General features: G+C 50.6%; 11 protein-coding genes. 7 read left to right on the forward strand and 4 right to left on the reverse strand.

Annotated elements, in window-relative coordinates:
* Nucleotides 1–31 precede the first annotated feature (31 nt).
* From HUO07_RS00710 to HUO07_RS00735, 6 genes are all read left to right on the forward strand, one after another.
* Nucleotides 32–820, forward strand: coding sequence for an endonuclease/exonuclease/phosphatase family protein (locus HUO07_RS00710; RefSeq protein ID WP_348534231.1), 789 nt, complete (start codon nt 32–34; stop codon nt 818–820).
* Entirely contained in the window at nt 811–2,022 is a 1,212-nt protein-coding gene (gene clsB, locus HUO07_RS00715) for a cardiolipin synthase ClsB (RefSeq protein WP_176301956.1), read from the forward strand. The genes HUO07_RS00710 and clsB overlap by 10 nt, the downstream gene beginning before the upstream one ends.
* 5 nt (nt 2,023–2,027) lie before the next feature.
* Nucleotides 2,028–3,008 (forward strand): lysylphosphatidylglycerol synthase domain-containing protein, encoded by a 981-nt coding sequence (locus HUO07_RS00720; RefSeq protein WP_176301957.1) that lies wholly within the window; start codon nt 2,028–2,030, stop codon nt 3,006–3,008.
* A 169-nt stretch (nt 3,009–3,177) separates the two neighbouring features.
* Complete coding sequence (gene nfsA / locus HUO07_RS00725) at nt 3,178–3,909, forward strand: oxygen-insensitive NADPH nitroreductase (RefSeq protein WP_176301958.1); 732 nt, start codon at nt 3,178–3,180, stop codon at nt 3,907–3,909.
* Nucleotides 3,910–4,033: 124 nt separating this feature from the next.
* On the forward strand, nt 4,034–4,999 hold the full coding sequence (locus HUO07_RS00730) for a zinc-binding metallopeptidase family protein (protein ID WP_176301959.1): 966 nt from the start codon (nt 4,034–4,036) through the stop codon (nt 4,997–4,999).
* A gap of 151 nt (nt 5,000–5,150) precedes the next feature.
* Entirely contained in the window at nt 5,151–5,810 is a 660-nt protein-coding gene (locus HUO07_RS00735; RefSeq protein WP_176301960.1) for a hypothetical protein, read from the forward strand.
* Nucleotides 5,811–5,872: 62 nt separating this feature from the next.
* On the opposite strand, the gene HUO07_RS00740 is transcribed toward HUO07_RS00735, so the two are convergent.
* Genes HUO07_RS00740 through HUO07_RS00755 form a run of 4 tightly spaced genes read right to left on the reverse strand, consistent with a single transcriptional unit; the run spans nt 5,873 to nt 11,273 of the window.
* Nucleotides 5,873–6,691, reverse strand: a complete 819-nt coding sequence (locus HUO07_RS00740; RefSeq protein WP_176301961.1) for a PEP-CTERM/exosortase system-associated acyltransferase — start codon at nt 6,689–6,691, stop codon at nt 5,873–5,875.
* Between the two features lie 47 nt (nt 6,692–6,738).
* The gene (locus HUO07_RS00745) at nt 6,739–9,576 is read right to left on the reverse strand and encodes a bifunctional diguanylate cyclase/phosphodiesterase (protein WP_176301962.1); all 2,838 of its coding nucleotides are present in this window, start codon (nt 9,574–9,576) and stop codon (nt 6,739–6,741) included.
* A gap of 34 nt (nt 9,577–9,610) precedes the next feature.
* On the reverse strand, nt 9,611–10,831 hold the full coding sequence (locus HUO07_RS00750) for a hypothetical protein (RefSeq protein ID WP_246286382.1): 1,221 nt from the start codon (nt 10,829–10,831) through the stop codon (nt 9,611–9,613).
* Nucleotides 10,800–11,273 (reverse strand): hypothetical protein, encoded by a 474-nt coding sequence (locus HUO07_RS00755; protein WP_217908740.1) that lies wholly within the window; start codon nt 11,271–11,273, stop codon nt 10,800–10,802. Before HUO07_RS00755 ends, HUO07_RS00750 begins: the two co-directional genes overlap by 32 nt.
* A gap of 428 nt (nt 11,274–11,701) precedes the next feature.
* On the opposite strand from HUO07_RS00755, the gene HUO07_RS00760 reads away from it, so the two are divergent.
* Nucleotides 11,702–12,595: a dihydrodipicolinate synthase family protein gene (locus tag HUO07_RS00760; protein ID WP_176301963.1), complete on the forward strand. Its 894-nt coding sequence runs from the start codon at nt 11,702–11,704 to the stop codon at nt 12,593–12,595.
* Nucleotides 12,596–12,616: the final 21 nt, after the last annotated feature.

The raw sequence follows: 12,616 nt of genomic DNA on the forward strand, positions 1-12,616 counted from the left end.
GCCATGTCATGGAGCAGAAGGGGAGTGTTCGGTGAGCGCCAAGGAACAGTCTGCAACAAAGGGGACACGACTTATTACGCCTGTCGCGTCGTTACAGGTCATGACGCTCAATGTGCACAAGGGATTCAATGTATTTAATCGACGTCATATTCTGCCGGAGCTGCGTGAGGCGGTAACGACCCTATCCGCAGACTTGGTCTTTCTCCAGGAAGTGATAGGCGAGCACCAAAAACATGCGGTTCGCTTTCATGACTGGCCCAGCGTGCCCCAGTACGAATACCTCGCTGACACGTTATGGCCAGATTTTGCCTATGGTCGTAACGCTGTTTACCCTCATGGCGATCATGGCAACGCGCTGTTATCCCACTACCCGATACTGCAGTACGACAATAAGGATGTCTCCATTCGGGACACCGAAAAACGTGGCCTGCTCCATTGCCAACTGGATGTGCCCGGCCACAGTGGGGTGCATGCCGTTTGCGTTCATCTCGGGTTACGGCAGGGACATCGCCTAGCGCAAATGAAGCTACTGTGTGAACTGCTCGACACCTTGCCGGATGACGAGCCGGTTATTGTCGCGGGAGACTTCAATGACTGGCGGCGTCAGGCAGACCATGTGCTGACGGAATGTGGGCTGTTTGAAGCATTCGTGCACCATTATGGTCACCCAGCGAAGTCGTTTCCGGCGCGCTGGCCGCTATTGTGCCTTGATCGTATCTATGTGCGTAACGTTTCAGTGCGTAATCCCCGCGCATTGTCTCGAAAACCCTGGACTCACCTGTCTGATCACGTACCACTCATTGCCGAGATATGCTTGTGAATTTCCAATGGACGGAGAGTAACGAAGCTGAATTGCTAATCAATGGAAGTCAGTATTTTAATAGCGTATTTGACTGCATTCGTTCGGCTCGCGAAGAAGTATTAATTGAAACCTTCATCATTTTCAATGATGAAGTAGGACAGGAGCTTAAGGAGGCTCTACTTGACGCTGCCGCTAGGCAGGTACGTATTGACGTCACCGTAGACGGCTATGGGACAGCGGATCTGGACAACGACTACATAACAGAGCTGATAGACGCTGGCATTCACCTGCATGTTTATGACCCCAAACCGCGCTTGTTCGGTATGCGTACTAACCTGTTTCGCCGTCTTCACCGAAAGATCGTCGTGGTGGATGGCGATGTGGCTTTTATCGGTGGTATCAACTTCGGCGCCGATCACCTACCCGACAAATATGTCATGGGCAAGCAAGATTATGGCTTGCGAGTGCGGGGCCCGATTGTAATGGACATTCGTGATGCTGCTGGAGCGCTACTGGTAGAGCATCAAGCGGTACAGGGGCTGCCGCAGATTCGGGCATTGCCTTCCCCCGCTGGCAGCGCCGCTATACGTCTGGCTATTCGTGATAACAGCCTTCACCGTAATGATATCGAAGAGCATTATCTCCAGGCTTTTCGTTCGGCAAAGTCACATCTAGTCATTGCTAATGCCTACTTCTTTCCCAGTTATCGTCTTTTTCATGAATTGCGAAACGCGGCGCGACGGGGCGTTAACGTCACGCTGATCTTGCAGGGTCGTCCCGATATGCCCTGGGCTAGAATGTTTTCCAGCTCGCTTTACAGCTATATGTTGCAGCAGGGCATTAGCATTTTCGAGTATACCGAGCACCCTTTACACGGAAAGATCGCGATTGTTGATCATGAATGGTCAACGGTGGGGTCAAGCAATCTCGATCCACTCAGCCTGTCACTGAACCTGGAAGCCAATTTGTTCGTTTGCGACGCTGGGCTCAACCAACAGATCCATAAACACCTATCTGAGCTTATCGAGAGCAATTGTAAAAGGATAACAACCGAAGTCGCGGAAAAAGGCCGCTGGTGGCGGGCGCCGCTTATGTTCGTGAGTTTTCATTTCCTGCGTCATTTTCCCAGGCGAATGGGATGGTTACCCGCTCATGTGGCTCGGATGGAAACGTTGGCGCCCAGGTCTCGGAAGCACAAACACAAGCGTGCAGAGGAGTGAGCCGGATGCAGCCAAACAGCAAAAAAGCGAGCGCTAAACTGCGCAATGCCTGGGGGCGTTGGCTGAAGCATGGCGTTACTTTGCTTCTCTTTATGGTGGTCGCGATCTTATTATTTTCACTAGTCCGGAACATGGACTGGCAGGCTGTCATCGAAACGCTGCGCGGCTATAGTCCCGCCCTGGTCATGATGGGGCTTGGTATTACTGCCGCAAGCTTTGCCGTCTTCAGTAGTTATGATCTGCTGGGCAAGTTTTATACCGGCCATGAGCTGCCGATCAAGGAGGTGCTGCCGTTAGCCTTCGTATGCTACGCCTTTAACCTCAACCTGGGCGCCTGGGTTGGCGGCATTGCCTTGCGCTATCGGCTATACACAAAGTTTGGCCTGAACGTGGCGACCGTGACGCGTGTGCTGAGTGTGAGCTTAACCACCAATTGGCTGGGCTATATGCTGCTTGCCGGAACGCTATTTACGCTTAGGCTGATTGAGTTGCCTGCGCACTGGCAAGTTGGCACGCTAGGGTTGCAGTTTATTGGGGCGGGTTTATTGCTTGTTTGCCTTTTCTATCTGTCAGCGTGTCGTTATTCACGGCGACGCACCTGGCAATGGCGGGGTCATGAAATCGTTCTCCCTTCGCTACGACTAGCTCTGCTCCAAATGTTGTTAGGCGCAGCTAATTGGTCCTTGATGGCCGCGCTTGTCTACCTACTGCTACCCCAGGGCGTTTTCTATCCTACTATTCTCGGTATTCTTCTTGTCAGCAGTATTGCGGGGGTGGTGACCCATATTCCCGCAGGCCTGGGTGTGCTTGAAGCTGTGTTCATCGCTTTGTTGCAACATCAAGTGTCCACGAGCGAGATTATCGCTGCTTTGATCGGCTATCGCGCGCTCTATTTTTTGTTCCCGCTGGGGCTGGCGTGCATGGTGTATCTACTGCTGGAGCGCTGGAGCAAGAAACAACAAAGAGAATCAGAGCCACGGCACTAAAAAGAGGGCACTTAAAAGGCAGCCATGGTGCAACCATCGGCAGAAGAGCGATTGGCATTCGATGCTGGCAAAAACTGGTGAGGTTTTGGCATAGCCGATAGGATAAGGGAGTTATGCTAGGTGGTTCTAGCGCTTACTAGCGACAGCCAATATGCCAAGACGAGGTACCATGAACGACGTTATTGAGTTACTTAAATCCCACCGTTCGATCCGTAAATTCAGCGACCGCCAGATCCCACGGGAATTGCTCATTGAGCTTATCAAGGCCGGGCAGGGCGCTGCTACGTCCAGCCATGTTCAGGCATATACCGTTATCCATGTTAAAAATCAGGCTAATCGCGAACAGATTGCGGAACTGGCGGGAGGTCAAGGATACATTGCGACCTGTGCCGACTTTTTAGTGTTTTGCGCCGATATGAAACGGCCTACTGAGGCATCTGAGAAGACGGGTGCGAACGTAGTGCGCGGCATGACTGAACAACTGTTAGTAGCGACGGTAGATACGGCGCTGATGGCGCAAAACGTTGCAGTGGCAGCTGAGTCTGAAGGGTTGGGTATCTGCTATATCGGCGGCATACGTAATAATCCCCAAGCAATTAGTGATCTATTACGCCTACCTGAGCATGTTTATCCCGTGTTTGGTATGTGTCTTGGCTACCCGGATCATGATCCTGAAGTAAAACCGCGCCTACCAGTGGAAGCGGTTCTAAAAGAAGACTACTACACTGAAGACGGTGAGCAGGTGAAACGTTTTGATGCCACTATGCAGGCTTACTATCAAGCGCGTAGCAGCAGTAATAAAAATACCGATTGGTCGCATAATCTCAAGCCACTTTTCGATACCAAGCTGCGCCCGCATATGCGTGACTTCTTGATCAAGCGTGGCTTTGAAATGAAATAGCTTTGAAATGAACAGTATTGCAATGAATAAATAGGCGCAGCACTTTTTATTAGGATTTAGGAGAAGAGAAAGCTCAACAGTTTATTTGATGATCTCTTTTCCTCGTTTTCAGGAGCTCTACCGCATGCGCGTATTTGCTAACCCCGTCGGCTCCGGCTCTCTTTGGTTCGACAATCTTACGACGGCTGACGGTGTCCCCGTCGCCTATGATCCCCAGGCCCGGGCTTTTGTGCCTATGCCGCCATTTTGTATTAATCGAGACATCATCGGTTGTAATTGGATAGCGCCCGAACAGGGCGCTTTTTGCCGCTCTTGTGCGATGACTGCGCTGGCGCCCGACCCCAGCCTTCCTAACGCGATTCCGAACTGGGCTCAAACCGAAGCGGCGAAGCGCTGGGTGCTGGATAACCTGGGCCGCTGGCACTGGTTCCGCCCCGAAGACCCAGGCGCGCCGCCGATTTTTCATCTTCTAGCGGAAGGCAAAAAGCCCGTGCCCATGGGGCACATTGAAGGTGTCGTCACCATCAGCGTGGCCGAGGTAGATCCTGTACTGGTGACAACACGGCGTGAGGCGTTAGAAGAGCCTTACCGCACTATGATTGGCCACATGCGCCATGAAATATCGCATATGCTTTGGTGGCGGCTTAGCTTGCGCGAAGATTTTCTTGCTGCTTTCCGGGAAATGTTTGGTGACGAGCGCCAGGATTACACCGCCGCGCTCCAACGCCACTATCAAAACGGACCGCCCCCTGATTGGAAAGAGCGTTATTTAACCACTTACGCATCTGCACACCCCCATGAGGATTGGGCCGAGACGGCCGCGCACTTGCTGCATTTAACCGATATCGCCGATAGCTTTGCAGCATCCAATCTCTCTTCACCAGAGCTGCCCAGTCATCAGTGGGAGCCATATGCGGAGCCAGATGCAGATCGCTTGATTTACGTGGCAGCGGCGCTCACCGTTGGCGTTAATCATGTTAACCGCTCCATGGGCTTGCCGGACCTCTATCCCTTTGTGCTTTCTGAGAACGCTCGTCGCAAGCTGGCGTTTGTGCATGATTGGCTGCGTCGGGGCGCCCAGGGGCTTTAATATAAACTTAAATTAAGCCGTTGACGCGGCGTGGCGTGTAGAAGTCACAACATTGCCTATACTGCATAAAGCATGACGAGAACCATAGCCGATAAAAACAAAGGCCGGCACATCACTCATGACACCGGCCGTTAAGCATGGAGATTGACTGATGAATCTAGACCGCGCTTACCGCCTATTAGCAGCTTTCTACACAGTGATACTTATCATCGGTGTCATTGCCTTATTAGCAGGTGGCGGGACGCTGCTCTCTCCCGTGTATTTGCTGGTGGGCGCATTAGCAGTGCTTGGGCTGTGGGGGTATACCTTGAAGCGGCGGTTTATGAACCCGCGTATGTGGAGGCCGTTGGCGGGAATACTAGCAGTGGGTATTGCGATTCAGTTAGTCATAATGCTCACCACACCGTTATCGAGCGTTTTATTAACCTGGATGCTGACCAGCAGTATTTTTTCCGTCATGTTGGTAATTATGCTTTTCCACTACGGGGATCGCGATCAACCTCTTTGGGCGACTGAAGAAGAACATACGGCTGCCCAGCAGCTTGATGCCTTACTAACGAGTAACTCTTCCCTAACCGCTGTTACCAGTGATGGTGCTCGAGAAAATAGCGTTAAAGTGACAAAATCTAATAGCGGCTATCAAGCGAGCGTGACGCGGCGTTCGCAAGAAGGTCAAGAGCGCTTTGTAGAGCGCTTTCGATATCCCGAAACGCTAGTATTTTTCTTGGAGAAATTTACCAGCGTTACGGTTAATGATTTTAAGCGTTCGAACGCTTTGGATGATCGTGGGAGCTCAACCGCCGAAGCTTAGCCCTATGCGTCGACGCTTAGACCCTGCGTTTATAATAGGTGTTTTTATTTACGCATTATTATTTACATAGTAAGAGAAATGCTGGCTTCTTGGGCCAGCATTTCTTCTAACTGAGGGGCGAGAGTTTGTTGTATGTGCAGATATAAAGGTAGCAACGTTTTCTTTAAACCACTTTCTGCTTTTTGCTTATCTATGTAGTAGGCGCTTCTTCTACCATGAAAGTTAATGGTTTCTCCTACCTTGGTGAAGTGAAACCCTGTTAGCGCAAGAAGCCGAGGCAGGCTAGGTTCCATCATGGCAAACACCTGTATTTTACCTAGCTGCTTTCCTAATGAATAACCTGTAATGAATAGCCCGCTTGCCAGCAATGAGAATAGCTGCCTTTCTTCTACGGAGAAAAAGGTACTAGTGCTTGTGTTTGCTAAAATGTCTTTTTCTTTTTCTTTTGCTTTGGTTCTGAATAGAGGGTTAACGGCAAGACGAGAAATTTCATAGTAACTGTTTATAGCCAGCTTTTCGGGATGGAATTCCGGATGTGTTAGGCTCTGACTGCCATATGCCTGTAAAGGAAGCTGGTTTAGCGGCTGAGGGCTAGAAGGCTTTGGAATGACGATTCGCACACATCCGGCCACCAGGCCGGTTCTGCAATGCTCAATCAAGCAATGAATAGAATTTTGATCATGAATATCATATTCGAGCTTGTTGTAAGGGTCAGTCGGTTCTTCATATTGCAGCTCTTCGCAGTAAACCTCATGCCTTAAACGGTAAACTTTATGCTTTTCCTGCTCAGTGATACACAGTTTAAATTTAAATTCTTGAATAAACCTTTCCAGTAATGCTGAAGGTGCTTCCCTATTTGTTGCTATACGAGGTGAAGACATCACGCGCTATCCTTTTCAGTCCAAGAATGAAATTTAAACTGCTTCTATTATAAGTAACTGATTCCAAAAAATTCTTCGGTAAGTTTGGTGGGCTTACCTAAATGGTACCCTTGCCCATATGTTATTCCATAGCCTTTTAATATGGGCAACAATGCTTCTTGGTCAACGAACTCAGCAATAGTTTGCTTACCAAAGCCTTTGGCTATATCCGCTATAGCGCGAACGATAACGCGGCTGTCGGGGCTAATTAACAAACTGCGAATAAAAGAGCCGTCTATCTTAATGTAATCAACGGGTAGCTGCCCAAGGTAGTGAAAGCTACTAAAACCAACACCAAAATCATCCAGAGCGGTGCGGCACCCTAGGCTGCGCACGGCTTGTAATACACCACGTGCAGCAGAAAAATCGGTAACCGCTGCAGTCTCTGTCACTTCCAATATTAAATGGTGAGGGTCAGCGCCGCTGGCGGTTATTTCCTCGGCTAAATATTGCTTTAGCCCCTCATCATGCAAGGACTGGCCGGAAAGGTTAACTGCAAATGTGATGCCTTGATCCTGCAGTTGGCTGAGTGCTTTTAAACTGTGCCGCACTACCCAACGATCAATCAACACGATTTGGCCGCTCTGTTCGGCGATAGGAATAAAGTGTGCGGGAGAAACCAGGCTGCCATCTGCGTTGCGAATTCGCAGCAGTACTTCGTAATGTTTTATGTCTTGATCTTCTAGCCTAATGATAGGTTGAACCATTAGCTCGAAACTGTCTGCCTCCAGCGCACTGCGTATCCGCTCAACCCAGTAGACGCGATCCTGCAGCTCATCTTTGGCATTCTCCGCTTTAGAAAGAAGGTGCCAGTGCTGAAGACCACTCTCTTTCGCTTTGTACATAGCTACATCGGCGCTCGCCATCAGATCGGCTGGCGTATTCCCATGGGTGGGAAACAGCGCAATACCAATACTCGCCGTCACGCGATGCCGACGCTCTCCGACCACAAAGCCGATACCGTCTAGCAGCTGAACGATATATTGCGCGACTGTTACTGCTTGGTCGGCATTGGTATCTTCGAGTAGCAGCGAAAACTCGTCACCCCCTAAGCGGGCGATGACGCCACGGCGGCCTAGCTTATGGAAGAGTATATCGGCCACTTCACGCAACAATTTGTCGCCCACGTGGTGGCCACTCAGCTCGTTAATCTCCTTGAACTGATCCAAGTCCAGCAGCAGTACCGCTCCTTTAGCAGTGGCAGAGCGTTCAATGGCGATTTGCAGTGCATGTTGGAAGTAGCGTCGGTTGTATAGCTCGGTCAGCGGGTCTCGTTCGGCAAGCCAGGTTAGCCGCGCTTCGGCGGCCTTGCGTTCGGTGATATCAAGGCCAACGGAAATGCGCGATACCGTTTCCTCGTTACACGTATGCAAAGGCGCATGATACCAAGCGATAGTGTGGAGATGATGATCGGGGGTGCGCAGCGTTTTCTCTTCTTGTTGAGGAAGGGCAACGGTATTCGCTGTGGTGACACCAGCCTCGAAGACATCTACAAAAGTGCGCCCAAGCAGGGAAGCTTCCCTTTCTCCCAACATTAATTGAGTGTACTCATTGACTAGGCTGATGCGTCCTGCGCTGTCTTGGGCAACGATAAATACTTGGGCGGTATCCAGTAAGCTATTGACGAAATCACGCTCTTGGGCCAGCTCGTCAATACGCTCAGCTAATTGGTTACCGCGTTCTTGTACTTCGCTTTCTAGCCTTTCGAGTTGATGAGAAAGCTCAAGCGTGGTGACTTCGAGTATATCTATCTCGTCTGCAATGCGATGGCGATGATTGGGAAGGGCGGAGCGTATATCGCTAAATTGCCCACTCGCCAGTATGGGTAGCAAGCCTGCGACTCTACGCAGCCGTGCCATGGGGCCAAGCAGTATGATGAGCAGTAGTAATTCAGCGGCAATCCAGCCAAGCACACCAACGAACAATAGGATACGTGTATCGTTATGGATGGCATTAATTTGCTCGGTAATATCCGATATCAGCAAGAAGTAACCACTGTTGCTGTGCTCGCTGCTCTCCTCCATGCGGACAGCACTAAGCTCCAAATATCTGCCAGTATGCTCAAAGCGTAACGGTGCTTCGATTAAACGGTCCACTGTCGCGGCTTCTGCTGCCCGCTGCAACGGTGCCAAGCTTTGTTCTTCACTGGTGAGCGCTAACAGATACCCATTCCATGCCTTTAGTTGTCGTGGGGCGGTGATATTACTGTCTTCAGCCGCGCCTGTGACCAGTAAAGCGACTTCGCTGCCAGAGACTTCCTTCGCCTGTCGAGTGACATCCGCTAATGAGCGGGATAGTACGACCATACCGACACTTTCTCCCTCTACCAGTACCGGCACTGCAGCAAATTGTTGGCAGCTAACGGCACAGCGAAGCGTGGTTAGTGGTCGTTCTGTATCCATGACTCGTTGTACCCAACTGAGTATGGGTAGCTGTGCTTCGGCATTGCCGAAGCCCCATTTGCCCAAGACTTGGCCACGCGTATTAATGATTAAAATTTCATCGATTCCCGCCTCAAGCTGGAGTGCAGGCCACTGGGAATTCAGCGCTTGCTCCACATCAATGGTATTTCCTGCTTGTAAAGGTGAGCCTAAACTTGCTGAAGCAGCGGTCAATCCGGCTAATTGACGTAAATTCTCGGAGGAGCGCGTTAAGGCTAAATGAATTTCACGCTGTTGACGTTCATGGTGTTGGTTTCGGCTTTCCTGAAACTGGCGGGTGAGGTTTTCGTGACCCAGCCAAGTAAATAGGCTAACTAATGCTAAAAGCAGTAGGCTGCTCAACGCGATAACACGCCAGGTCAGGCTAAGGCGCTGTGGGATTTGAAAAAGGGAGTGTATCTTCATCGCAGTGGCATCCTAGCCAGGATCGAGTAATGCATCAGAAACGCAACGATAACTGGAACAACCACATGTTCCAGTGTCGGCTGGTGGCTGATGAATCCGGATTGTCCTGAGGAGGCAGCCAGCCAGTACCGTCCACATGATGGTATTCGCCTGCCAGCATTACCTGAGGGTGCGGCGTCCACTGCAAGCCAAAGGTTAAGTCATCTGCAAACTGAGAATGATCAGGCCCCAGGCCACTAGCTTCAAAGGCTTTACCTGACGCATCATCACGGTTACTGACCAAGCTGTCATAACGTATTAACCACTGCCAATCGTTATAAAAGCGCCGCGTATACTGCACATACCAACTTTCACCGGTCGTATCGAAATTTAAAGCCGGTTGATTGAAATTTTTTAACCCTGAGCGGCGCAGTGCATACTCAGCCGTTAGACTCCAGAGTTCTTGATTATACTGCAACGAAAATACCCAGGGCCTAAAGTAAAAGTCTCCATCACTCACGCTGGGGGAATGGGTATCTATTTGGGATCTGACATGGGCATGGCTTAGAGCCGCAACAATACGTCCTGCATCATGCTCATAGCGTACTTGTGCAATGCCAGATTGCTGTGGATCGAAAGAGCCCCGGATACGATGCAACTGAAGCGTCTGGTTTAAGCCACCGTCAGCCTGGGGTATCCCTAAACCAAGCTGACCTCTTATAACGCCGTTATCCAATCGCTCTTCCAGGTAGAACGTTAGTCCATCCCCTGTTAGAGCTAGTGAACGGGTGCGGTCAAAATAAAGTGATTGGGGTAACAGTATGCTAGGGCGTGTAAATGCTACATCGCGCGTTTGATTGTAGAACCCAAACGGATTTTTAATTCTGCCTAGCTGAATACCAAAGGTGCGCTGCTGATCGGAAACCATTTGGTAATCAATAAGGCCATAGTCAAGCTCTGGATAAGCATCACTACTTTCGCCACCGGCACGGCGGCTTAGCATTTGTGCGGCCAGTAACACATCCTGATGAGGGCGTAATGAGACGTTGAGACCGATTTCGGTGAACTCGAAACTACCTTCATCTTGGCTGCTGGGCCCAAAAAAATTGTTATCATCAGTAATGACTAACGCCTGACTAAGAAAGCCATGCATCTGCAGAGTATCCATAACGTCTTCACCGCTATGGGCGTGGGTAGGAACCCCTAATATGACAACGCTTAACAGAGCGGTAACAGCACGGTATTCACTCCATTGAGATAACTTGGATACTATCATCCAGATACTCCCTTTCAAGGTAGCCTATGGCGCCGGGTGTCGTGGCAACGTGCTTGAGCATCTCTGCCTGGTCAGCGACGCGGTTTGGGGCTTGGCCGGTTCCTGAGAAGACCATGCGATCCCAGGCTAACTGAAGCTGGTGCGGATAAACCGCTAATTTCTCTTTGGTGAAGCGAGCATGCACAGGATCACTGTTATTTAAAACGTAGACTCTGACAGCTTGACCATCCGGCCATGTGCGTTGACGCATCGCAAAAATCGCGCGGGTAGTATCGCGATTCAACCATCGGGTGGCGACGTCAGGATTGGCGACTAAAAAAAGAGGGGCTTCTCGAGCGATGGCATTTGTGCATGTGAAAGTGAACATCACCAGCAACATGAGGGTGACCATTGCCAGTAACGCCAATCGCATGAGAGAACCGCTCAAAACAGGTGAAGGCATGGGCGGTATCTTACTGGTTGATTGATGAACGCCAGATTCATGCACGACGCAGTTCTATATTGGACTTTATCTGTGTATGAGTTGATGACGCGTTCTCCCTCGCAGTCTATCGGCATTGCTTTTTATCTTCAGTGCCCTTTGATTAGCTAAGGGATAAGCACCAAAAAACTGTGCCGTAACGATACGGCATATACACGAACACTACATCAATTTAAAAAAAATAACAGGTAGTTATGTTGAAGAAGAGTGAGGGCTCTTGGTGGCAGTTGTTTTTTAATTTTTGTTCATTTAATTTTGTCAATTTAGATTGACTTATGCTTCGCGGCGCTCAAGAGAGCTTGAGCTTAATGGTTAAGCGTCTGTGCGATACACATTTCATTAAGGCTATTTGAAAATTCTCCTCTGCCATCCTAAAAGGATCATCCGCCATGTTCACCGGCCTGAGTGCATTTCCGCTAACCCCCATGAACGAACAGGGCGTTCAAGAGTGTGAGTTTATTCGCTTAGTGAAGCACTTGGCCGCGGCAGGTGTGGACTCCATTGGTGTGCTGGGGTCGACCGGCAACTACGCCTATTTAAGCGTTGAAGAGCGCGCCCGCGTGGCCAATCTCAGTGTCGAAAACGCCGGAGGCGTGCCTGTTGTCGTAGGCATAGGCGCATTGCGTACTCGCGATGTGCTGGCTAATGCGGAATGTGCCCAGCAAGCCGGAGCCAGTGGGGTATTGCTGGCGCCGGTGTCCTATCAAAAGCTGACCGACGATGAAGTGTACGAGCTCTATGCAACCGTCAGCCGTTCGCTGAGTGTTCCGCTATGCGTGTATGACAATCCTGGCACCACCCATTTTGATTTCAGCGATGAGCTGCACGGACGTATCGCTCAGTTGCCACAGGTTCGCTCTATCAAGATCCCGCCTGTGGTGAATGATATTGAGAAAGCGCGTGAGCGTGTGGCGCGGCTGCGCGCACTCATTCCTTCAGAGGTCACCATTGGTATCAGTGGGGATCCGGCCGCCGCTACAGGGCTAAGCGCTGGCTGTGATGCGTGGTACTCCGTTATTGGCGGGCTCTATCCCCACACAGCACTGGCGCTGACCCGGGCTGCTCAAGCGGGAGATACCCAGCAGGTTAATGCGCTTTCCAGTGCGCTTGAGCCGTTATGGGCGCTTTATCGTGAATATGGTGGCAGCTTGCGGGTAGCGGCCACCATTGCAGAGGTAACCGGCAAGGTCAGCCAACCCTGCTTGCCTCAACCGCTTAAAGCACTACAAGGGGATGACTGCAAACGAGTGGAGCAGGTAGTGGCGCAGCTCGACCTGGCCTAGCCGCCGAATTTAGCCATTAAA

The sequence above is a fragment of the Vreelandella maris genome (assembly GCF_013371085.1).
Lineage (GTDB): Bacteria > Pseudomonadota > Gammaproteobacteria > Pseudomonadales > Halomonadaceae > Vreelandella > Vreelandella maris.